Here is a 21,276-nt window from a genome sequence, read left to right as displayed (position 1 = left end):
TCGCGATCCAAACTTCCACCAACCTCCCTGTAGGAGATTTGCTGTGCTTAAAAAGAAGCTCATGGCTGCGATGGCGACGACCCTCGCGGTCACCTCGGCGGCGCCGGTTGCGGCGGCCGAAAAGCCCCGTATTGTTCTGGTTCATGGCGCCGTCATGGACGGTTCGACCTGGCGGCCGGTCCACGACCGCCTGGTTGGACAGGGATATCGCGTCAGCATCGTACAAATGCCGTTGACGGGGTTCGATGAGGACGTCGCCGCCACCAAGCGCGTGCTCGCGATCCATGACGGTCCGGTCGTTCTCGTCGGTCACAGCTACGGCGGCGCCGTCATTTCGGTTGCCGGCGTCGATCCGAACGTCAAGGCTCTCGTGTTCGTCGCCGCGTTTCAGCCCGACGAAGGAGAAAGCATCGCCGCTCTCAACGCCAGATTCCCGATGGAGAGCCACATCCGCGATGTTGGCGACGGATATATGATCGTCGAACCAGCGTCGCTTCGCTACGATGTTGCCGCCGATCTTTCCGAGGCTGACGCCGCTTTCCTCGCGGCTGCGCAGACACCGACGGCGATTTCATCCTTCGGGGTCGAATTGCCGGTAGCCGCTTGGCGCCATAAGCGCAGCTACGGCATCGTCGCGACGAAGGACAGGACCGTTTCCGCGGATCTTCAGCGCTTCATGTTCGAACGTTCCAGAGCAAAGACGAGCGAAGTCGCTGCCAGTCATAGCGTTCATATCTCGCAGCCGGATGCGATCGCACAAGTCATCATCCAGGCCGCCGAAGAATAAAAACCAGGCCGGCCCTTTATCCGGTTAAGTTCACAATAGAAATGGAGAGAAAAAATGCGGGTAACCGTTGAAAACAAGGTTGTCATGGTGACAGGGGCCGGCGGTGGCATAGGTCGTGCGACTGCCCGTCTCTTCGCCGACGGCGGCGCAAAGGTCGTCGTTACAGATATCACGGAAGCGGCGGCGCGACAAACGGCGGAGCTGATCGAGCGGAGCGGCGGCGAAGCCCTGGCTCTGGTTCAAGATGTCGCGTCCGAAGCCGATTGGCTGAGGACTCTAGCCGCCACTGTCGAACGTTTCGGCGCGATCGATGTGCTGGTCAACAATGCCGGCATCTATGTCATCGCTTCGGTGGAGGAGACAAGCCTCGAGCAATGGAACCGGATGATAGCGGTCAACCTCACCGGCACGTTCCTCGGCGCCAAGTACGTCGCGCCGTATCTGCGGAAGCAGGGTGGCGGCTCGATTGTCAATCTCTCATCGATCGCCGGCCTCCAGGGCTCGGCTGAGCACGCGGCCTACGGAGCGGCCAAGGGCGGGGTCCGTATCCTGACCAAGCATTTGGCGGCGGAGTTCGGTCGTGACAACATCCGTGTCAACTCCGTTCACCCGACCTACGTGCGAACGCCGATGGTCGAGTATGCGTCGGGAAGAACGGGACTGTCTGCCGAAGAATATGGTCGAATGCTCTCACCGCTCGGCCGGCTGGCAGAGGTGGAGGATGTGGCAAACATGATCGTCTTCCTGGCCGCTGAAGAGTCGCGCTATCTGACCGGCTCGGAATTCCTCGTGGACGGGGGTGGCACATCCACAGAAGTTGATCCTTCACCCACCGGACTGGCAGCATAAGGAACCGTCATGTCTAACATGTCTCACACTCCTGCCGACGCAAGTATCCAACTCAGCCCCCCGCAACTCTCGTTCCTCTTCGAGGCTCGAATTGCACTGCATGACGAGGTTCTGGACATTGGCCAATATCCAGGTGGCCATCGCTCGGTCTATCTGATCAAAGGAGGCCAATTTGCAGGTCCCGCCATTCGGGGCGAGGTCATCGCGGACAGCGGGGGAGATTGGGTTCGCGAGACCCCGGACGGAACCCTGCATCTCGATGTTCGGCTGGTTCTGCGCACGGATGATGGCGCTCTAATCTATGTAACGTGGCGCGGCCGATTTTGGGCTGAACCTGAAGAGCGAGAGCATGCCCTTGATCTTCATAAGCCCGATATCGGGCCACAGCCCGAGAGCTTCTACTTTAGGACAGCAGTTGAATTCGAAGTCTCGGATCCACGTTACGCATGGCTGAACAGGACACTCGCCGTGGGCACGTCGCGCCTCGCAGATGGCAGTGCCATCCATCGTGTTTTCTCTTTGGAGTAGCATTGGTACAAGTACACGGAGTGCAGTTGGCTTGTCGCTTGTCATGGTCTAATCCGCAGTATCGTCAGATCAACCTGAAAGGCCTGCGGCAGCGGCGTGCTCGACGTCGCTGCTTGCAGTCTTCAGCGTTCACAGTAATCGGTGCGGTCGACAGGCGTTCCTCTGCCGCTTGATGGCGAAATGCTACGCGTTAGAGAACCTGTCGGCGTGATTTCCTTCAGCTCTTGCTGCCAGCTGATCGGGGGTATGTATCCCAAATCTCTTTGAGCTTTAGCGATATCGAGCGCAATTTCGACGGCGCTGGTCGCATTCGTCTTCGCATCTCGATATCCTCGATTCCGTAACTTTACATGTTTCAGAAAGACGAAAGGCTAAGTATGCGTAAGACCCAAAAATGAAACGGGATGATCGCGAAGCGCCAGCCCCGATACGCCCCGGTCGTTTCGCGCGCTGGCTCTATTCCTACTCATTGGGTCTTGCTTTGGGACTGCAGACGATCACGGACTGGATCTCGACTCCCGCGACGCCGTGATGCTGGAGGTTGCACGTATTCTCGTCGACGTGGCGCGCGACGAACTTCCACAGGGAGACGGGACTGAGATTTCCGTTTCAGTGCGAAGTGAGTTCGGGAAGCCGATCTCCGTTGCCACTCTGACGTTCCGCAACCGCTGGCTGACTTGACTCCGCACCCAGCGTGCGAGGCGTTATCTGAACCTGCCCTCGAGTCGATTCGTCAGCATGGGTACGATCGCTGCTCCCGCCGTGCCCAACCGGAGATGCTGCAACAAACGGGCGAGAGCAAACGTGGTCGCCGCCGTTATGACAATCCTTAGCCAAGGGTGAACATCGGTTCGTGGTGGAGGGAGGGACACCCCCTCGGTCTGTTCCCGTATGGCAGCCAGCCGCTCCTGCAGGTCAATGACCTGCCGGCGCAAATCTGCGATTTGCTCTTCCGCGGAAAGCGTAGCGACGGATGGGGGATCTCCCGCGGGGCTTTCCTCTTCGAGCTCGGCAAAGTGCTCGCGTAATTCCTCTGACCCGCCGATAGTCTTGCTAGGGGACTGCGCCATTGTACCCTCTTTCTCTTTGGAGTGTGTTTTGCCGCCGCTTGGCCTTTGGTGAAACTCACGCACGAGGGGGTAGTTCCGTCTCGGAGCGAAAAGACCAGGCGGGCTTCCTAGGACAACTCCGGCGCCGGCTTAACAAGTGACCCGCATGTTTCCGACTTCGCGCTGTCCATGGCCGCAAGCTTTACGGGCATCGTCCCCGACAATCCTCAATGAAATCAGGAACGAAAGCCGGCCTTATTGAGTTTGTTAGACAGCTTTACTGAGGGCGGCTACAGCGAGATCACCGGGCCAAAACTCGACGAGACCGGCGTCTGGCGCGCCACCGCGATGAAGGGCAGCAAGTCAATGCAAGTCGCGCTCGATTACCAAGGCAACATTGTCGCCAACTAATGCGCGCAAGGAGATCCCTGATGAAAACCGTTACCGGACTTTTTGATGATTATGCCGACGCACGCGCAGCAGTGAGCGCTCTCGAAGAGCGCGGCGTGCCTTCCGACGATATCAGCATCGTTTCCAATAATGCTTCCGCGCGTTATGGGACTGCGCATGACAGCAATGCGGCTGAGGGGGCAGGGACCGGCGCGGGCGTCGGTGCGGCAATCGGCGGTGTCGGCGGGTTGTTGACAGGCCTCGGCGTCATGGCAATTCCGGGCGTCGGACCGGTCGTGGCAGCGGGTTGGCTTGCCGCCACGGCAGCAGGTGCAGCCGCAGGGGCTGTCGCCGGCGGGGCCGCCGGCGGAATCATCGGTGCGATGACGGAATCTGGCGTTCCGGAAGAACATGCGCATGTCTATGCTGAAGGCGTGCGCCGCGGCGGCGCGGTCGTCACGGCTCGTGTGGATAACGCGCTCTACGCGGATGCGGAAGCCATCCTGCGCCGGGGCAGCTGGGTTGATCCGGTCCAGCGCCGCGCCTCTTACGCCGAGCAGGGCTGGACGCAATTTGACGAGGCGCGCGATCCCTATACAGCCGAGGAGATCGAGAAGGAGCGTTTGCGCCTCGAAAGCATGCGCTGACACGATAAACCCCATCGTTAGACGCGGCCCCGATGGGGCCGTTTCTTTTGGCGATTGCCGCGGGACCTTAGTTTTCGTCACCCGGATATACAGATTTCTTCAGCAGACCGGCAAGATGGGATGCATTGCGGGCGAGCATTGCGATCATAGTTTTCACTGTATCCGGGGTCTTTCTCAGATCGACGAAGTTGGTAGAGCCCATCGCTTCGCCAACCCAGTACGCGACAGCATTGGCCGGAATCGTGAAGCCGACGTCATTGAGTGCCTGGAAAACCTCCGCGGAAACGTGATGGGCGCCATCTTCGTTGCCGACAACGGCAACGGCGGCAATTTTGCCATAAGAAACCATGCGCCCTCTGTCGTCCGTTTCATCAAGAAATGCGTCCATGCGCTCCAACGCACGCTTGCATACACTGGATGGCTGCCCGAGCCAGATGGGCGTGCCGATAAGCAGAATGTCGGCATCGAGTATCTTCTTGCGTATATCGGGCCAGTCATCTCCCTCGCCCTCGTCGGAGGTCACGCCTGGTTTGACGTTGTGATCCGCCAACCGGATTGTCTCGGTGTCGACGCCATGCTTTTTGAATTCCGCCGAAATAAGCTTCACGAGTTTATCGGTGGACGACGCCTCGGAGGCGGCGGAGGATTTTAAGGTGCAGTTGAAGGCAAGCGCTTTCAGGGACATCGACGGATCCTTTCGCTGGAAACGGGCTCACCGGGTCGAAAAAGCGACCAGACGACTTCTGGATGTCGCCGTTAACGCTCCGAACTGCATTACGTTTCACGGCGAGAGATCGCCGATAGGAATTCTTCGGTCTTTACGAGGTTGAGCTGGACCGAAAACCGCTCGCTGAGCAGATCGATGGCGGCATCGTGCGTTTCATCGGCGCCGCTATAGATCGCATCGCGAAGGACCGTGACCCAAAATCCGAGATCGATCGCGCCGAGAACGGTCGCCAGAACGCACATATCCGTCTCGCCGCCAGTCACGACGACAGTTTCTACGCCCTCCTGTCGCAACTGGGAAAACAGCCTGCCATCGACCCAGGGCGAATAGGTCGTTTTGTCAAAGACGCGGGCCGCCGGCACAAGGTTCTGAAGCACGGGCGCCAGCTCGAGCAATTCTTCGGGCAGGTGTTCGCCGGTCATCATCCACCACTTTTGATAGTAATCCCTCCAACTTCCAGCGGCGTCGCCCGCATGCTGAGGTGGCATAAATCGGGTGAAGATTGTCTGGCATGCATGGCGTTCCGACACTTCGACAAGCTGCGGTAGCACCTTGGTCATCCACGGCACGTGCCAGGGCGACTGCTCCAAAAACATCTGCTGGGCATCGACGCAAATATGCCGCCAGTTGCCGAGTGGTTTCATGCGCGGTTGCCTCCTTGAGATTTGACCGAACCCGCAAGCCGCCGGACAGGTTCCCAGATGCCGGCGTTTTTGCCATAGGCCAATCACCATGGGCATTTTGCGAACCTTCTTGCAGGCTTCGCGTTCTCTCGTGAGACAGGAGAGCGTCAATGGCCTCACATGCGGACACGCCCGATTTCGACCCGATCCTCACCCCGCGAAAGGGCATGCCCAGTCCGAGGCTCAACAAGCGAGAATTCACGCGACGATATCTCATGCAGTTTGAGGACCCAGCGTTTGAACCGCTGAAATCGCAGCTCACTGACGTCGCCAATGCCGCATGGGATGCCTACAAGCACTCGAGAAAGAGCCCCCACACCCGCAGCGCGGGATCCGGCTTTAAAGATCCGGCCTACGAACTCTCTGTTGACTGGATTGCCGCGAAAAAGGCGATCGATGGCGCGAAAGCACGTCATGACGACAAGACACGGACGCCTAGAATTCTGTTGATCAACGCCTCGGCTCGAAGCGAGCACACCTGTCCGGGCGAAGAATCCAAGTCATACCGCATGGTGGAGCTGGCCAAGGCGTCGATCGAGGAAAAGGGAGGTGTTGAGGTCGATATCCTGTCGCTCGACCGGCTCGCCTCTGAGTACGGTCGGAACATCCACCCCTGCAAGGCTTGCTTCTCGACCTCGCCGGCACTCTGTCACTGGCCATGCTCCTGCTATCCGAACCACAGCCTCGGCCAAGTGCAGGACTGGATGAACGAGATCTATCCGCTCTGGGTCGCGGCGCATGGCGTCATGATCATCACCCCGGTTAACTGGTATAGTCCGACCTCACCGCTCAAGCTGATGATGGATAGGTTGGTATGCGCCGACGGCGGCAACCCCGATCCCACGAGCACGCAGGGAAAGGACGCGGCGATTGCCAAGAAAATCGAGATGGACGGTTGGGCTTACCCGCGTCATCTCAAGGGTCGGATTTTCTCCGTCGTTGTGCATGGCGACACCGAAGGCGCGGAAAACACGCGGCGCGGCCTGGTCGACTGGCTTCGATCGATGGAACTGGAATCGGCTGGCGCTCTCGCTGAGCTCGATCGCTATATCGGCTATTGGAAGAACTACGCCGAGGGCCATGCCGACTTGGACAAGGACGACAATCTGCAGGACGAGGTCAGGAACGCGGCCCTGACATTGAGAGAGGCCGTATTGGCCAAGCGCAGCGGACGGATGATCTCTGCTGGAGCGCGCCTCAAACAGCCCCGTGAGAAGTAGGTACTGCGAGCGGCTTGTCCGGGAAACCCGATCGCGTCGCTCGGAACCAGGGTCTCTTGAGATAGGCGGCTGTGACGCGGGAGACATGAGGACCTCGACGATTTGGAACCCTGACGCGGACTGAACGTTCGCGATAAAATTTGGGAGGCTACGATGAACAAGAAGCCAAAAACCGACACTTCATCCAACACCGAAAAAGATCCGGACGACTGGGTGAGCGGCGACGAGCCAATGACCGGCGCACAGCGCTCCTATCTGAAAACACTGTCGGAACAAGCGCATCTTCCTGATGCCTACGCCGAAGCCTTGACGAAGGCCGAGGCATCGAAACGGATCGATCGACTGAAGCAAAAACTCGATCTGGAGTGATCTTGTGCCATCGGAGCAACCGGGGCTGTGACCGGCTCCCCCAAAGCCCGATCAAGACCGACATTAGAGCCGGAGAGTCAGGGCCTTCGCTCTCTCGAGCCAGCCAGAAACTAGATTGGCCTGAAGGGAACATTGCCTGTCATCGATGAGTTTGAGCCGAAGGTAGCCAGAAGGAGCGAAACGATGCCTCGAGGTGACAAGTCCGCATACACGGACAAGCAGAAGCGCAAGGCCGAACATATCGAAGAGGGCTACGAAGACCGTGGCGTTCCGAAAAAGGAGGCCGAGCGTCGTGCCTGGGCCACAGTGAACAAGGAGAGCGGCGGCGGCAACAAGTCCGGCTCGGGCCGTGGACATGAGGAAAGTCATGCCTCATCTGAAAAGGGCGGAAGAACAGGCGGAAAAGCGGCCGCAGCAAGACCGAAAGCAGAAAGGTCAGCGTCCGCAAAAAGAGCCGCTGCAACCCGTAAGCGAAAATGCGGAAAGCGCCCATCATTGAGCATGGCGAGCGCCACGCATAGTTACCATTTTGCCCGCTGCTGGCGGGGCGTACCGTAGGCTTTCCTGGCTTCGGATAGGACATGAGCGTCTGCCGCTTTGGTCCCGAAGCCACGGGAAGCCGCCGCCCATGCATTTTGGAGGATCTTCATTTGGCAAACGAACCACCCGGAATTCCGGCGCCGTCTTCGACCGCGCGGCATATCGACTGGCCAAGGTCGTAGCGAAGGAAGAGTGGGAGCATGCGCGACACGCGCTGCTTGCCAAAGAGAAGGCGTTGATGAAGCAAAACGACGCGCTGGCGGCCGAGCGGAGACGGCTGCCGATGATGGAAGTGGCGACCGACTACAGGTTCCTGACGGCCGACGGCGAAACGGACCTGCTGGGTCTTTTCGCTGGCAGACACCAGCTCATCATCTACCGCTTCTTTTATGCTCCCGACGTGGAAAACTGGCCGGACGGCGCATGCTCAGGCTGCTCGATGTTTGCAGACAGTGTCACTCATCACGAGCACTTGGCTGCACGCGACATCTCCCTCGTCTTCGCGTCGACCGCGCCTCAGGAGAAGATCGCCGCCTATAAGCAGCGAATGGGTTGGTCGACGCCTTGGGTGACGTTGTCGGACGATCGCTTCTCTCGGGATTTCGATGTCGATGAAATGTTTGGCATCAACGTCTTTGTTCGAGATGGAGCCCGCGCCTATCGTAGCTACTTCATGAACGGACGCGGTGTGGAAGCGATCGGTCCGATCTTTACGTTCCTGGACCTCACGCCACTTGGCCGACAGGAAACCTGGCAGGACATACCACCCGGCCGACCGCAGGCAGAGCCGTACACGTGGTGGCGACTTCACGATCACTACGGACCTGCGAGTAGGGCCTGACATCGTTGGTCGCCGGTTGACAACTGGGGCACTTTGGCCGGCGAGCCGACCTGTCACTTACGCAACTGAAACCCGTGTCGACTTATAACCATCCGATTTTTTCTTTGTGCCTCGATGTTTTCTCGCGGTTGCCGCAAGTCTGCATGCTGCACCACCGCCGTTTCCCGCCTCGTGACGTGTCGACAAACAGCCATCCACATCGCGGGCAGGCATGCAATCTCCCTCGTGGCAGAACGAAGTACGCCTTGCTCGAGATAGTTGCCAAAAAAGCGACAATGGCTTCAGGGTCATCGAAGCGCAGGACTTGGGGCGCACTCTCGCGTTCAATCAGCTTGAGTCGTCCTTCTTCTGCAAGCCCGTTTGCTGCCAGTTCGAATAGGCGGCCAAGCCCCTTCGTCAATGGTGGTTTCCCGGCAGCGAGCGCATCGAAAACCGAAAAGGACGCCTCACGCAGTTGCCTAACGCTGTTCAGGAAACCCGTGGCGGGAATGCTCGAAACTGCGTTCGCCTGAACTCTGGTGGCCAGTCCAGCGAAATGAAGCCAGTTTCCGACATCCCGTGGGGAGTTGAACAAATCGTTGTCGTGATCCGGCTTGTGCCGAGTGAAGACAGTGTTGACGAGGTCGATCCCCGAGTCTCCACCTATGAAATGTCCGGGCGTCCAACAGGTATCCGCATTATTCGACATGGATCTCAACCAGATAAGAGCAGTTATCCGGTTGCCAAGAAGCTAACCGGTATAGTAGTCTTAACCGGTTTTCCTAGCTATGGATAGCAGTTGAGGAGATCCCATGCAGACCGTTGAGAAAACCAGACATCGCACCATCAATTTGAACGGCGTAAGTCTCTTCTATAGGGAAGCGGGACGGCGCGACACGCCGGGCTTGCTGCTCCTGCACGGCCAGCCCTGCTCGTCTTTTTATTTTCGCAACGTCATCGGCCCGCTGTCCGAGGTTGCCCATGTCGTTGCACCCGACCTGCCGGGGTTCGGCTTCACCGAGGCGCCCGATGACTATCCCTACACCTTCGACGCCATGGCCAAAACAATCGACTCATTACTGCGCGAGGTCGGCATGGATCGATTCTTTCTTTACGTGCATGATTTTGGATCTGCCGTGGCCTATGCCTTGGCGATAAAGTATCCAGAACGCGTGCTCGGCCTGATTGTTCAAAACGGCAACGCCCATGACGAGGGTCTCGGGGAGCCTTGGAACCTCGTGAAATCGTACTGGGAAGATCCTACCACCGAAAACCTGGCGAAAATTCCCGAATGGCTGAACTTTGAAGGCGTGAAGCACACCTATGTCGGAGATATTCCAGAATATCTCGTTCCGCTGGTGGCACCGGATGGCTGGCATCTCGACTGGGAGCGCATGAGCCAGCCCGGACGCATTGATTTGCAACTGAGGATTTTTTCAGACTACAGTTCTCACGCGGCCAATTTCCCGGCCTGCGTATCATATCACCGCGACCACCAACCTCGGACGCTGCTCCTTTGGGGACGCCACGACCCCTATTACGATATCGCAGAGGCTGATGCATATGTCCGGGATCTCCACCGGATCGACATGCATTTTCTTGATGGCACTCACCTTCTGCTGGAAACTCATCCAGAGGAATGCATTCATCTGATGCGTAAATTCATCGCCGATGTGACGCGCGAAGATAATCTTTGATTAGTGTTGGAAGCTGAAAGGCAGCTTCCAACCCCGATCATGCCGCTGCGGGGAACGGGGCGACGGCGAGACGCGGTTCAACCAGTGCACATAACTCTGAAAATAGCGCTTTGCTCTCCGCACCCTGCGTCTGCAGCGTTACGAAAGAGGTCGAACCGGAGAAATGCGGTGTTAATGTTCAAATCTTCAGCTATCGTCGTTTGACCTAGCTCGGGCCAACTCACATCAGGTGAACGGGAGTGTCCATCGTCACACGCAAAGTTATCGCAGAGCGTGTCATTACGAAGTGGCGCGATCTCGGATTTCCGGTGGACACCCATGCGGAATTCCAGGCACTGCTCGGGCTATGGATCATTGGAGACGTATCCGTCGATGATGTGAGGCGCAGATATGTGAAGCTGCTGCGGGAACGCTACAGCAAGAGGAAGCCCGATTAACAAGATAGGACTCTGCCCCCTTGCTCGGAGAGTCACCGGAGCTCGACCCTCTTCACCTTCCCGGCCTTGCCAGTGACCGGGCGATATCGATGATATCGTCCCGCGACGCAGTTGGATCCTCTTTGTTCCAGGCAACTCCAAGCCCGATCTTCAGATCGACACCGCGCACGGGCCGAAGCTCGAAACCACGGTTCGGAAGATCCTTCGTCCATTCCGGAGCAAAGCCGATACCAAGGCCGGCGGAGACCAGCGACACCAGCGAAAAGGTGTCGTCGCAGCTGTAGGCGATGTTGCCCGTCAGCCCATGGGTCTCGAACATCTCCGAAAAGTAGCGCTCCGAATATGAAAGGTTCTGACGGGAAAAGGCGATGATCTTCTCTGCCCTCAGATCCTCGATATCGATCTCGCTTCGAAGGGCCAGCGGGCTCGCCTTTTCGACCGCCAGCAGATAGCGCTCATGCGCGATCGAGAAGAAGCGCAAAGAGCCGATGTTTTCGACCGGGCGGATGAAGCCGAGATTGATCTGGCCGTTCTCCAGTCCGCGGATGACGTCGCTGGTCGAGCCGCTCGTGACATGCAGCGCGACATCAGGGAACTTACGGCCAATCCGCGACAGAAACGCCGGCAGCACGCCTATCGTTGCCGGATAGACGGTTCCAATCTTGATCGTACGGGCCGACTTGCCCGCCGCCGATCGCGCCACATCTATCGACAGACCGACATCGCCGATGATCCTGACTGCCCGATCGTAGAACACCTCCCCTGCCCGCGTCAGCTCGACCCGCCGCGTCGAGCGCTCCAGAAGCCGAACGCCGAGCTCCTTCTCCAAAGCCTGGATGTGCGCGCTCAACGCCGGCTGAGCGATACACATCCGCGCAGCCGCTCGATTGAAGTGCAGCTCCTCGGCGACCGCAACAAAGAAGGACAGTTGGCGAAGTTCCATAGCAACCTCCTTTGAAGGTGCAGCTACGCGACGCCACACGTAATGGTCGCTTTCATAGTTCTATAATACGTGGTTTCATAGGTTGTCAAATGCTGTTTTGCAGCGATGGACGTACGGCAGCTGGTCGCTCTGAATCTTCGACGATTGCGGGTTGCGCGGCAGATATCGCAGGATGATCTGGCGCTGGCGGCAGGTATTGAGCGTTCGTACGCAGGTCACCTAGAGCGTGGCAGCAAGAACCCCACGATAGTCACACTCGAAAAGCTCGCGCTAGCGATGGAGTGTGAGATCGCCGAATTTTTTCAGAAGATACCCGATGGGACGACCGGTATTGAACCGCTCAAGAGTGGACGTCGCCCGCCGTCGGCAAGAAGCTCGAAGTAAGCTTCCAGCGACGAAGGCCGCCGTATTCCAATCGATACATTATGCGATCTGGCCCAACCACGGGGCGCTACTTTTCTCTCCCCACCGGACCAAGTCAATCTCCCGCAGCCACGCCGATATCGGTGCGGTCGCCGAGTTGTCACTGGATTAACCCTACCACCGTTCAGGTGATGCTCCACGAAAGTCTACCTGGACGCCGTAGGGGGACACCCCGCGGCAACTGTCGTCCTCGTATCGCTTCCGCTTGGCTGGCGTCTGGCGGCCTGGTAGGTGCGCTGCGACACATCCATTTGCGCCTCAGTGCAACGAGTAAAAGCGCCGATAGATCATGTAGGTCGAAGAAATGTGCGCTCTTGCACATTTCTCGGCCTGTGAGGGGCTACGCTTGCTGAGCGCCTCGGTGATTTCATCATGTTGTGATTGGACAACGCCGATTCTGCGGGCGTGACCAAGTGGCAGAGAACGGCGACCTCGCCAACTGGATGATCCCCGGCAAGATGGTCAAGGGCATGGGCGGCGCGATGGACCTTGTCGCCGGTGTCAAACGGGTCGTCGTCGTGATGGAGCACGAGGCACACGGCGAATCCAAGGTGATGAAACGGTGCACCCTACTGCTTACCGGCAGCCGCGTCGTGGACCTCGTGATTACCGACATTGCCGTCTTCGAGGAGGCAAAGGGAGGCGATGCAGCGCTAACCCTGGTGGAGCTTGCCCCAGGTGTGACGGTCGACGAGCTGCAGGCCAAGACGGAAGCGCACCTTTTCCATCGCGCTTTGACTTGTAGCAGCTGCTCGACACCCAACCGCTTTTCCGCACGTCTGTGGGAAAGGCCTGACTGCTGACGCCCAGACGAGGTTCAATCCCGAGGAGTGAGTCGCCAAGTGAGGTGGGGCAGTTCAGCAGCTTTTGCTGATTGTCGAAATGAAGTTTCTATCCCGGCCGGGTCATGCAGTTCCAGCTAGAGTGGCCCTTTCCTGCGGCTGGTGTGCTGACCGGGTGGGGCAGCCGAGGGGCCGCCGGAGTGGTGATAACGGGCCAGATCCTCCTTGGCGACGCGCTGTCCGTCCCCCGCCGGCATCCAACCACGGGAAGTATGTCCGGGTTGGAGATTAGCACCGCATGACTTCCGCCTTGGCGCTCTTATCACGTGAGGGTTTTTGGTGGTCGGCGCGGGCTCGGGCGATTCGGTCTTGGCGGGGCATGCCGGATTTTCAGCCTCCAGCTGGGAGCCCGGCTTGTCGTCTGGAACGCCCTTGAATGCGGCTTGTCGGACCTGTCCATCCGCAGCCGAAAAAAGCGCATGGACATTGAGGCCCATTGCAGATCGCGTTCGCTTGCCCGACCGCATACGCCAGCACGTGGCCGTCAGTCATCAGGACAACGGCGTCGACGGCCACCAGCGAGAATTACTGCCCGTGATAATAATCGAGGTTGTCATTTCAGCCTCGAGCGCAGTGTCGCGGAGTTCGCGAACCAATCAAGAACTGCCCGCACGCGCGCCGTGTTTCGCAGGTCTGGATGCGTCAGCAGCCAGAGATCCGTGTCCAGTTCCGGAAGCGGCGCCGTTCGGCGAGCCAACAGTGGATCATTGTCGCCTAGATATGTTGGCAAGATACCGACACCGGCACCAACGCGAATGAGGTGATATAGCGACAGAATCGAATTTGCCCGTATCGAGCACACACCGAGGCCGATGTTGCGAGTGGCTGTATGTAGAGGGAGATAGGAAAGCGTCTCACTCGGGCCGACCAAGGGAGTATCGGGTCGCCTCTCGAAAGACGTGGCGGCAAACGCCGCCTGTCTGATGACACCGAGTTTTCGGCCTAAAAGGCTTTCAGGCGGACCGTTCGTAGGGCGCACAGCCACGTCGGCTTCACGGTTTATAAGGTCCTGCAAGTCGTTGGAAACTTGCACGTCCAAAACGATCTTTGGAAATCGCTCGCGAAATCCGATCAGCTCGGACGCGAGCAACCCAGCAAAGAGCGTATCCGTCGTCGTCAAGACGACCCTGCCTGCAAGATGCCGATCCCGATCACTAACGTCACGCTCTGCGTCACGGGCAAGAGCTTGAATCTTTAGTGCCGCATCAAGAAGACCCTGACCCGCATCGGTTGGAGTGTAGCCAAGGCGAAACCGCTCGAAGACGCGAGCCCCAAGACGCCTCTCGATCGAGTTCAGCCGACGCATCAGCGTCGGCCGGCTTTGCCCGATCGCACGGGCAGCGCCGGCAAGGGAACCTGCTTCGGCAATCTGGAGAATTGTAAAAAAATCCGCCCAGTCGAGTTTCGCGTTCAACTTTGATCGCTCCGTGTTCAAAAACGAGCCTTTCGCGTTCAATCCTGCACACCTAACCTGGAACCAGCAACCGAAAAGGCAAACGACATGCAGGTTCACATCGTCCACGCCCATCCCGAGCCGAAGTCCTTCAACGCGGAACTGACAAACCGTGCACGAGCGGTCTTCACCGACAATGGGCACGGGGTCCATATATCTGATCTCTATGCCAAATCGTTCGACCCGATAGAACGCGGCCACCATTATCTTGAGCGAATAGACGATGGCGTCTTCTCACCGCTCGCCGAGCAACGGCATGCCTACGCGACCCATACCGTCCCTCATGACGTGCTAGAAGAGCTTCTTGAATTGGAACGGTCGGACCTGCTCATCTTGCAGTTTCCGCTTTGGTGGCATGCGCCGCCTGCGATCTTGAAGGGCTGGTTTGACCGTGTGTTTCTCAATGGCGGCATCTACACGAACCGAAAGAGATACGATGCCGGTCACTTCAGCGGCCGACGCGCGCTGGTATCGGTTACGAGTGGCGCGCCGGAGGCGGCCTTCGGCCCGGGTGCACGTGGCGGCGACCCTGAGGTCATGCTTTGGCCCGTTCAATACTCCCTTCACTATCTCGGCTTTTCGGTCTTGCGTCCACAATGGACGTTCGGAGTGCAGGGACACGGCTATTCGTACGAAGACGAAAGCCTCGCCAGGCATCGGTTGGAAAATGGCCTCAGAGCGTGGGAAGACCGATTACTCGCCATTCACTCTGAACCTTGCTTGCGTTTTCCGGGATGGCAAGACTGGGATGATCGGGGCCGACCAAAGAGCGGTTTGTGAACAAAGCGCCGATCGGGTTCCCGTCATTCCTTGCGCGCTCGTTGCCAAGCCTCGAACTCGGCGAGCGTATGGATGCCATGATCCAGCACAGCCTCATACACCGCAGCGCTCGAAACCGTGTCAGCGTTCCGTGGATGTTCGGCCAAGGGAGTCTTGATCCTCAATATCGCTTCCCTATGCGCTTCGGTCAGCCGCGGCATTAGGGTTTGCAAATGAGAAATGTCAGGCTGTCGCTCCGGCTGATCGATAAGCCAGATGTCGACGGTCCAGCTCTTTTGCTCCGGGGTCTGGACGGACAGCCATAAGTAGAGCCCATCTGGATATTTGTCAGGCTCGCGGTTCCACTTTCCGCTATCGTTACGGAAGCGCACCTCGACGACGAGATCTGATTCCTGCATCAGGCGAGCGCCTATAGTGGTAAATTCTTCAAATATTTGCGTATCGATTTTCGGGCAGATGACCGTAATATCTATGTCGCGGCGAACCATCAGACCCATAGCAGAGCTACCAACGCGGACAGGTTGTCCCACGCGAGAAAGAATTTCGTCCAGCCGCAAAGCCCGCACGACCTCGTCCGCCTCAGCCTGAAGGCGGTGTTGAACCTCAAACAGATCAGACATTCCGTTTCCTACACTCCAGAATTTCGAACAATCGATTCGGCCCCGATCGATCAGCCTGTAGGATCGCTCCATCGTCGCGTCAAAAGATCATTGGCCGGCGCCGAATGCGGCAATCTTTCAGGACCGACGCGCAACCCATCCAATGCGATCGCGATAAGGCGATCGCGAGCGTTTCGAGCATCTTCCAGCCAATCGTCACGACCCAAAGCTTCAAACTGATCGACCAGCGACCATTTTCCGAACTGCTCCAGGAGTAACGCTATATCGACCTTTGTTACGTCGTCTCGCAGCACACCGGCGCGGTGACATCGATCGACAAGGACGCCAACGAGTTCGTCCAGCCTCGTGAATCTGGACGCCATCTCATCGGTGATTGAGATCGTGCCAGCGATTGGTCCCAGCGAGCCGCCACCAAAGGCGATAACCGCGCGAATGTAGTCCGCGAAACCTTCCCAAGGGTCGCTACTCGCCAAGCCAGCTTCAGCGGCGCTGACCCATTCCTGCAGCGACAACTCACACAGATACTGGAAAAGCTCGTCCTTAGTTCTGTAGCGCCGGTAGAGGCTGGCTATGCCGACGCCGGCCCGCTTGGCGATCATGGCAACGCTCGCGTGACGCCCCTCCAGCGCCAAAACCTTTTTTGCCGCTGCCAGCAGCGCTTCGTCATTTCGTTCGGCTTCCGCGTGCCGCGCAGCTTTCCGGTTCATATCTCAATGCCTCTTGCGGAGTAAATCGCTCCGTTATAGCTTCGAATCAAAACGGAGTAAAACGCTCCGATTGGTTTGCAAAGGAGAAACGATGCGTGCAGTCGTCATGAAAGAGTTCGGCCCGCCAGATGTCCTGGAACTCGCCGAACTGCCGGATCCTGTTGCCGGTCCCGACCAAGTCGCCATCGACGTAGCCTATGCGAGCGTCACCTTCGTCGAAACGCAGGTTCGAGCCGGCAATGGCCCATTTGGTTCCCCCGTGCTTCCGCGAGTTCCCGGCAACGGTGTCGGTGGCGTCATTGTGGCCACCGGCCCAGGTGTCGATGTGTCGCTAATGGGAAAATGCGTTGTCGCAACAACAGGGGGGACTGGAGGTTACGCCGAGCGCGCCGTGGCTCGATTGAGCGACGTCGTTCCAATTCCAGAGGGCATTGGCATGAGAGACGCTGTTGCCCTGCTTGCAGATGGTCGAACGGCGCTCATGCTGTTCAAGCAGGCTGCAATCAAAGCCGGTGAGCGGGTGCTGATTGAGGCTGCCGCAGGTGGCGTGGGGAGCTTGCTTGTCCAGCTTGCGCTCCAGGCCGGTGCTTTTGTCGTTGGCGGATCAAGCAGCGGACAAAAAGCGGAGGTCATTCGTTCCCTTGGAGCGCATTCCGTCGACTATAGCAGGCCTGATTGGATTGAGCTCACACGAGAAATCCTCGCGCGACAGGGCGGCACATCGTCCCTGGATCTTGTGTTTGATGGAGTGGGAGGCACGATTGGAACGCAAGCATCGACACTTCTTCGTCCTGGGGGCCGGCTCAGCCTTTACGGTGTCGCAAGCGGTTCCGAGACCGACACTACGAAGAGCCACCCCATCCAGGTTATCGGACTCTCCAGTGCGCCCAGTGCCTCGGAGACAATCGCATTAGTCAAGGAAGCTCTCGACCTTGCCGCGATCGGCAAAATCCAGCCTCTGATCGGACAGATCTACACCTTGGCCAATGCCGCACAGGCGCACGCAGCGATTGAAGCGCGCGCAACCGTCGGCAAGACGCTTCTGACAACAAACCGACCTAGCGTGTCGCCATGAACATTTCGGCACAGAAATTGCCAGAGCGAGCCGGTCTGCGCGCGTGGTGCGCCCTGGCAGTGCTCGCAACCACCGCTGTCCTCGTCATGATGAACATGTCGATTCTGTATCTGGCACTTCCGACGATCAGCAAAGCCCTGGCGCCAAGTGGTGCCCAAATTCTCTGGATCATGGACGCTTACGGCCTGGTCATCGCCGGTTCTCTGATCACAATGGGCGCGCTCTCCGACAGGTTTGGCCATCGTCGCCTGCTTCTGGTCGGTTCGGCAATTTTTGCCGGAGCCTCAGTCCTTGCGGCTTGCGCGCCGAACCCTTCGACACTCATCGCGGCGCGTTCGCTCCAGGGGTTGGGCGCTGCCGCACTCGCCCCGACCTCCCTTGCGCTCATCAAGGCGATCTTCCATGAGCCTGGCCAACGCACGCTGGCGATAACCATTTGGATGGTCGGCTTTCTTGTCGGCGGAGCTATCGGCCCGGTGATCGGAGGCCTAGTCCTTACGTACTTTGCCTGGACTGCTGTCTTCCTTCTATTTGTCCCCGCCATGGTGGTCCTGATTTGTACGGCACCCATGCTCATTCCGTCACAACGATCCTGCAGAGCTGCTGAGTTGGACTTCCAAAGTGCGCTCTTGTCCATTTTGACCCCGCCGTTGATCGTTCTCTCGATCAAGCAGACCACGTTGTCTGGCTTTGATGCACTAACGGTCGTCGCGCTGCTGACAGCCTTGTTCCTCACGGCGGTGTTCTTCCGCCGGCAATCTAGGCTGGCACGTCCCTTTCTGCCTCTCTCTATCCTCCAAGACCGCACATGCGCATTATTGCTCGTAGGCATGACCCTGGTCGGCGCGATACTCTTTGGCACCAGCCTCATCACCTCACAATATCTGCAACTGGTGTTCGGGTTCACGCCGCTCAAAGCAGGCTTGTGGCAGCTCCCAGGCGCCACTATCAACGCAGTGCTTGCCGTATGGGTTTCAACCTTGACGGCACGATATAGGCCTCAAGTACTGATGGCAGTGGGTACCCTGGTGGCACTGGCCGGGCCCCTCCTTCTGCTGCTCGGAGGCCAGGATCCATTGGTGCTCGTCGCCGGGTCAGCATTCCTGCTTGCTGGGCTCACGCCATTTATGAGTCTTGGAACCGGTGTGTTTCTACAGGCCGTCCCGGAGGGTTCGGCTGGATCAGCCTCTGCAATCACTGAGACCGGTGCCGAGCTGGGTGCAGCGCTTGGGATCGCCGTCTTCGGCAGCCTGGCGACGTCTGCTTATCGAACGTACATGGCAGACCGCCTCACGGGTGATCTGCCTGACAAGGTTTCCATTGCCGCGCTGGAAACACTTGCCGGAGCAATCTCGTCCGCCGAGATGTTGCCCGTTGACCAAAACGCCGTGCTTGTTTCCCTCGCCCGGGAGGCATTCTCAAGCAGTCTTTACATCCACGCGCTGACGCTTTTGCCCGTCGTGCTCAGCCTCTCACTCATCGCACTCACCCTTCCAGGAAAAACACAATGCAACCGAACGCCCTGAGCAAAGCTCGTCAATCGATCATCGTTCCGGCCCAATCGGGCCGATCGGTTCGTGTATCGAAAGGCGACCTCGTTCGCATTACCGATCCGAAGGGCCAGCAGGTCGCCGATCTCTGGGCCATCGTAACGTCACCGCAGCTTGATTGGCTTAGTACGTCACAGACCCGCGACATCGGTGAGCGCATGTTTCCAGCGGTTGGCGAGTGGTTCTACAGCAATCTCGGCCGACCATTGCTAAAGCTTGTCGAGGACGGCTCGCCCGGGCCCCATGATATGTTGTTTCCTGCTTGCAGCCGAGAGCTTTACGAGCGCGTTGGCTTACCCGATCACCCTAATTGTCGGGACAACATGCTGCAGGCTCTTCGAAACGAAGGCATCACATGTCCCTTCGTTCCTGATCCTGTTGATCTCTTCCAAAATTCGCCGCCGCAGCCAAACGGTCGACTTGACGTTCTGCCATCCGTCAATCCGCCGGGTGGTTACGTTGTATTTCAGGCAGAATGCGATCTTCTGTTGGTGGTTACCGCATGCGCGGTAGACTTTCATCCAACCAATGGCTCTTGCTGCACGGAGATCGCGATCGAGATCTCCCGCGGCACCCAATCTCAAGAACCCCCATTCTGATCGTGCCCTTCCGCACGGGCGGGAGCATGGCTGGGAGCGACCTTTTGCTGCAAGGCCACAGGTCGCATCGCTGCTGCCGAATCCAATCATCCATCAGCGATAGGTCATTCGCTGACATTCAGTAGGAGAATAGAGATGCCGATCATCCGTGAAATCGTCTTCGAATCGTCGATACCGTCGCGCCTTGCTGCCTTCTGGGCGTCCGTTCTCGACGACTATGCGGTCCGCCCCTATGACGACGCCGAGATTGCCCGCCTGGCTGGGCTCGGCTTAACACCTGAGACCGATCCGACTGTGATGGTGGATGGACCTGGTCCGTCGCTCTGCTTTCAGAGGGTGCCATCGCGCGACTACACCAACAACCGTATCCATCTGGATCTCGCGGTCGATGACGTAGCGACATGGGTCGAGCGTGTTGCTTCCCTCGGCGCTCGCATGGAACGGCGCGAAACTGGGTACACCGTGATGAAGGATCCCGAGGGCAACCAGTTCTGCATCACCCTGACAGGCGTGGCTGAGTGCCTGCCTATGGGAATTGCGCCGGGGCAACAGCGAAAAGGATAAAACCTGGCTCGCTTGTGCTGGCGGCTGAAAAATGGACCGGCGCAGCAAGAGGGCGACATGGTTTCGCTCATGGCAACGGCCATCCGCGTGCCGTTGTCGTCGTGGACGTTATCGCCGATGCTGTCCTGGAATCGTTTCCTCAGCGACGACCATAACTTCGGCGGCCGTCGTTCCGGAAAAAATCGGGCCCGTTGATGCGATTGCTCTATCCAGCGGTGTATCCGCCATCGATCGGGTAGAACCCACCCGTGCAGAAGCTTGCGGTGTCAGACAGAAGAAAGGCGATGAAGTCGGCTACCTCTTGACGCGTTGCCATCCGATCCATCGGGTGTGACGCGGCAAATTTTTCAAGCACCTCAGAAGGTCTTTCTCGCATCCGTGGAGTGTCCACGTATCCGGGGCCTACAGCGTTGACGCGAACAGAATGTTGAGCGAATTCTATCGCTGCCGTTTTGGTCAGTCCCACGACACCATGCTTTGCCGCTGTGTAGGGGCCCACACCCGATATGCCCACAACCCCGTTCGCCGCTGATAGATTAACGATGGAGCCTCCACCGCTTTCGATGATCGCTGGAATCTCGTATTTCAGCCCATAAAATATCCCGCCGAGGCTCGTCGAAATTACAGTCTGCCAGTCCTCGACCGTCTGCTGGGGAATGGTTTTTCCCACTGTTCCTGGAGTGCCGGCGTTGTTTACGGCCAGATGCAGGGCACCAAACGTTTCTACGGTTTTTCGGACCAGGTTTTGAACGGCCTCAGGGTCAGAGACATCGCAGACAACGCCAAATGCTGTTTTTAGCTCAGGATCCAGCTCACGCGCCTTGGACACAACCCGCACGGGGTCACGGGCTGCGACAACAACTTTTGCACCGAGGCGATGCAGGGTTTCAGCGACGGTTTCACCAATGCCATCCGTTGCGCCAGTCACCAGCGCGATCTTTCCCTGGAAGTGTTGCATTACATTGCTCACTTTCTTC

Annotated in this window: 25 protein-coding genes and 3 pseudogenes; 20 read left to right on the top strand and 8 right to left on the bottom strand. The window is 58.2% G+C overall.

What is annotated here, in order from left to right:
• The first annotated feature begins 43 nt into the window (after positions 1-43).
• The 6 genes and pseudogenes from RTP54_RS27965 (at position 44) to RTP54_RS27940 (ending at position 4,250) form a co-directional block, all read left to right on the top strand.
• Positions 44-787, top strand: coding sequence for an alpha/beta hydrolase (locus tag RTP54_RS27965; RefSeq protein WP_312367096.1), 744 nt, complete (start codon positions 44-46; stop codon positions 785-787).
• A 54-nt stretch (positions 788-841) separates the two neighbouring features.
• Positions 842-1,636 carry an SDR family NAD(P)-dependent oxidoreductase gene (locus RTP54_RS27960; RefSeq protein ID WP_312367094.1) on the top strand — a complete coding sequence of 265 codons (795 nt, stop codon included), beginning with the start codon at positions 842-844 and terminating at the stop codon, positions 1,634-1,636.
• A gap of 9 nt (positions 1,637-1,645) precedes the next feature.
• Complete coding sequence (locus RTP54_RS27955; protein ID WP_312367093.1) at positions 1,646-2,164, top strand: DUF3237 domain-containing protein; 519 nt, start codon at positions 1,646-1,648, stop codon at positions 2,162-2,164.
• A gap of 450 nt (positions 2,165-2,614) precedes the next feature.
• On the top strand, positions 2,615-2,845 hold the full coding sequence (locus RTP54_RS27950) for a DUF6894 family protein (protein ID WP_312367163.1): 231 nt from the start codon (positions 2,615-2,617) through the stop codon (positions 2,843-2,845).
• Positions 2,846-3,483: 638 nt separating this feature from the next.
• Positions 3,484-3,624: pseudogene (locus RTP54_RS27945) on the top strand (PepSY domain-containing protein); the annotation flags it as partial.
• A 20-nt stretch (positions 3,625-3,644) separates the two neighbouring features.
• Positions 3,645-4,250 (top strand): general stress protein, encoded by a 606-nt coding sequence (locus tag RTP54_RS27940; RefSeq protein ID WP_312367091.1) that lies wholly within the window; start codon positions 3,645-3,647, stop codon positions 4,248-4,250.
• Between the two features lie 67 nt (positions 4,251-4,317).
• On the opposite strand, the gene RTP54_RS27935 is transcribed toward RTP54_RS27940, so the two are convergent.
• A complete protein-coding gene (locus tag RTP54_RS27935; RefSeq protein ID WP_312367089.1) occupies positions 4,318-4,935 on the bottom strand; it encodes a flavodoxin family protein in 618 nt (205 codons plus the stop codon).
• Positions 4,936-5,024: 89 nt separating this feature from the next.
• Positions 5,025-5,621 (bottom strand): cysteine hydrolase, encoded by a 597-nt coding sequence (locus RTP54_RS27930; RefSeq protein WP_312367161.1) that lies wholly within the window; start codon positions 5,619-5,621, stop codon positions 5,025-5,027.
• Positions 5,622-5,770: 149 nt separating this feature from the next.
• On the opposite strand from RTP54_RS27930, the gene RTP54_RS27925 reads away from it, so the two are divergent.
• The 4 genes and pseudogenes from RTP54_RS27925 (at position 5,771) to RTP54_RS27910 (ending at position 8,630) form a co-directional block, all read left to right on the top strand.
• Entirely contained in the window at positions 5,771-6,880 is a 1,110-nt protein-coding gene (locus tag RTP54_RS27925) for a flavodoxin family protein (RefSeq protein ID WP_312367087.1), read from the top strand.
• Positions 6,881-7,033: 153 nt separating this feature from the next.
• On the top strand, positions 7,034-7,249 hold the full coding sequence (locus tag RTP54_RS27920; protein ID WP_312367085.1) for a DUF3072 domain-containing protein: 216 nt from the start codon (positions 7,034-7,036) through the stop codon (positions 7,247-7,249).
• Between the two features lie 183 nt (positions 7,250-7,432).
• Positions 7,433-7,748, top strand: a pseudogene (locus RTP54_RS27915) (plasmid stabilization protein).
• Positions 7,749-7,877: 129 nt separating this feature from the next.
• The gene (locus RTP54_RS27910) at positions 7,878-8,630 is read left to right on the top strand and encodes a DUF899 domain-containing protein (protein WP_312367083.1); all 753 of its coding nucleotides are present in this window, start codon (positions 7,878-7,880) and stop codon (positions 8,628-8,630) included.
• Between the two features lie 82 nt (positions 8,631-8,712).
• Here the strand turns inward: RTP54_RS27910 and RTP54_RS27905 are convergent, their stop codons facing one another.
• Positions 8,713-9,318, bottom strand: a complete 606-nt coding sequence (locus tag RTP54_RS27905; protein ID WP_312367081.1) for a CGNR zinc finger domain-containing protein — start codon at positions 9,316-9,318, stop codon at positions 8,713-8,715.
• A 103-nt stretch (positions 9,319-9,421) separates the two neighbouring features.
• Between RTP54_RS27905 and RTP54_RS27900 the strand changes: the two genes are divergently transcribed.
• Both RTP54_RS27900 and RTP54_RS27895 read left to right on the top strand, forming a co-directional pair.
• Positions 9,422-10,306, top strand: coding sequence for an alpha/beta hydrolase (locus RTP54_RS27900; RefSeq protein ID WP_312367079.1), 885 nt, complete (start codon positions 9,422-9,424; stop codon positions 10,304-10,306).
• Positions 10,307-10,545: 239 nt separating this feature from the next.
• Entirely contained in the window at positions 10,546-10,743 is a 198-nt protein-coding gene (locus tag RTP54_RS27895; protein ID WP_312367078.1) for a hypothetical protein, read from the top strand.
• Positions 10,744-10,795: 52 nt separating this feature from the next.
• Here the strand turns inward: RTP54_RS27895 and RTP54_RS27890 are convergent, their stop codons facing one another.
• Positions 10,796-11,686: a LysR family transcriptional regulator gene (locus RTP54_RS27890; RefSeq protein ID WP_312367076.1), complete on the bottom strand. Its 891-nt coding sequence runs from the start codon at positions 11,684-11,686 to the stop codon at positions 10,796-10,798.
• A 105-nt stretch (positions 11,687-11,791) separates the two neighbouring features.
• On the opposite strand from RTP54_RS27890, the gene RTP54_RS27885 reads away from it, so the two are divergent.
• A complete protein-coding gene (locus RTP54_RS27885; RefSeq protein WP_312367075.1) occupies positions 11,792-12,070 on the top strand; it encodes a helix-turn-helix transcriptional regulator in 279 nt (92 codons plus the stop codon).
• Positions 12,071-12,510: 440 nt separating this feature from the next.
• Positions 12,511-12,912, top strand: a pseudogene (locus tag RTP54_RS27880) (CoA-transferase); the annotation flags it as partial.
• A 592-nt stretch (positions 12,913-13,504) separates the two neighbouring features.
• Here the strand turns inward: RTP54_RS27880 and RTP54_RS27875 are convergent.
• Positions 13,505-14,407, bottom strand: coding sequence for a LysR family transcriptional regulator (locus tag RTP54_RS27875; protein ID WP_312367071.1), 903 nt, complete (start codon positions 14,405-14,407; stop codon positions 13,505-13,507).
• A 45-nt stretch (positions 14,408-14,452) separates the two neighbouring features.
• Here RTP54_RS27875 and RTP54_RS27870 point away from each other — a divergent pair, with 45 nt between their 5' ends.
• On the top strand, positions 14,453-15,184 hold the full coding sequence (locus RTP54_RS27870) for an NAD(P)H-dependent oxidoreductase (RefSeq protein ID WP_312367069.1): 732 nt from the start codon (positions 14,453-14,455) through the stop codon (positions 15,182-15,184).
• 23 nt (positions 15,185-15,207) lie between these two features.
• On the opposite strand, the gene RTP54_RS27865 is transcribed toward RTP54_RS27870, so the two are convergent.
• Together RTP54_RS27865 and RTP54_RS27860 are read right to left on the bottom strand one after the other, a co-directional pair.
• Complete coding sequence (locus tag RTP54_RS27865; protein WP_312367067.1) at positions 15,208-15,804, bottom strand: hypothetical protein; 597 nt, start codon at positions 15,802-15,804, stop codon at positions 15,208-15,210.
• 50 nt (positions 15,805-15,854) lie between these two features.
• Positions 15,855-16,511 carry a helix-turn-helix domain-containing protein gene (locus RTP54_RS27860; RefSeq protein ID WP_312367065.1) on the bottom strand — a complete coding sequence of 219 codons (657 nt, stop codon included), beginning with the start codon at positions 16,509-16,511 and terminating at the stop codon, positions 15,855-15,857.
• Positions 16,512-16,602: 91 nt separating this feature from the next.
• On the opposite strand from RTP54_RS27860, the gene RTP54_RS27855 reads away from it, so the two are divergent.
• The 5 genes from RTP54_RS27855 to RTP54_RS27835 all read left to right on the top strand — a co-directional run bounded on the left by RTP54_RS27855 (position 16,603) and on the right by RTP54_RS27835 (position 20,494).
• Positions 16,603-17,586, top strand: a complete 984-nt coding sequence (locus RTP54_RS27855; protein WP_312367063.1) for a zinc-binding dehydrogenase — start codon at positions 16,603-16,605, stop codon at positions 17,584-17,586.
• Positions 17,583-19,112 (top strand): MFS transporter, encoded by a 1,530-nt coding sequence (locus RTP54_RS27850; RefSeq protein ID WP_312367062.1) that lies wholly within the window; start codon positions 17,583-17,585, stop codon positions 19,110-19,112. The genes RTP54_RS27855 and RTP54_RS27850 overlap by 4 nt, the downstream gene beginning before the upstream one ends.
• A complete protein-coding gene (locus RTP54_RS27845) occupies positions 19,094-19,735 on the top strand; it encodes an urea carboxylase-associated family protein (RefSeq protein WP_312367060.1) in 642 nt (213 codons plus the stop codon). Before RTP54_RS27850 ends, RTP54_RS27845 begins: the two co-directional genes overlap by 19 nt.
• Positions 19,736-19,870: 135 nt before the next feature.
• Positions 19,871-20,299, top strand: coding sequence for a VOC family protein (locus tag RTP54_RS27840; protein ID WP_312367058.1), 429 nt, complete (start codon positions 19,871-19,873; stop codon positions 20,297-20,299).
• Between the two features lie 57 nt (positions 20,300-20,356).
• The gene (locus RTP54_RS27835) at positions 20,357-20,494 is read left to right on the top strand and encodes a hypothetical protein (protein ID WP_312367057.1); all 138 of its coding nucleotides are present in this window, start codon (positions 20,357-20,359) and stop codon (positions 20,492-20,494) included.
• Positions 20,495-20,504: 10 nt separating this feature from the next.
• On the opposite strand, the gene RTP54_RS27830 is transcribed toward RTP54_RS27835, so the two are convergent.
• Complete coding sequence (locus tag RTP54_RS27830) at positions 20,505-21,257, bottom strand: SDR family NAD(P)-dependent oxidoreductase (RefSeq protein WP_312367056.1); 753 nt, start codon at positions 21,255-21,257, stop codon at positions 20,505-20,507.
• Positions 21,258-21,276 lie beyond the last annotated feature (19 nt).

The organism is Ensifer sp., from assembly GCF_031989085.1.
GTDB lineage: Bacteria > Pseudomonadota > Alphaproteobacteria > Rhizobiales > Rhizobiaceae > Ensifer.
The sequence above is the reverse complement of the archived record's forward strand: the minus strand, read 5'-3'. Positions and strand labels throughout refer to the sequence as shown.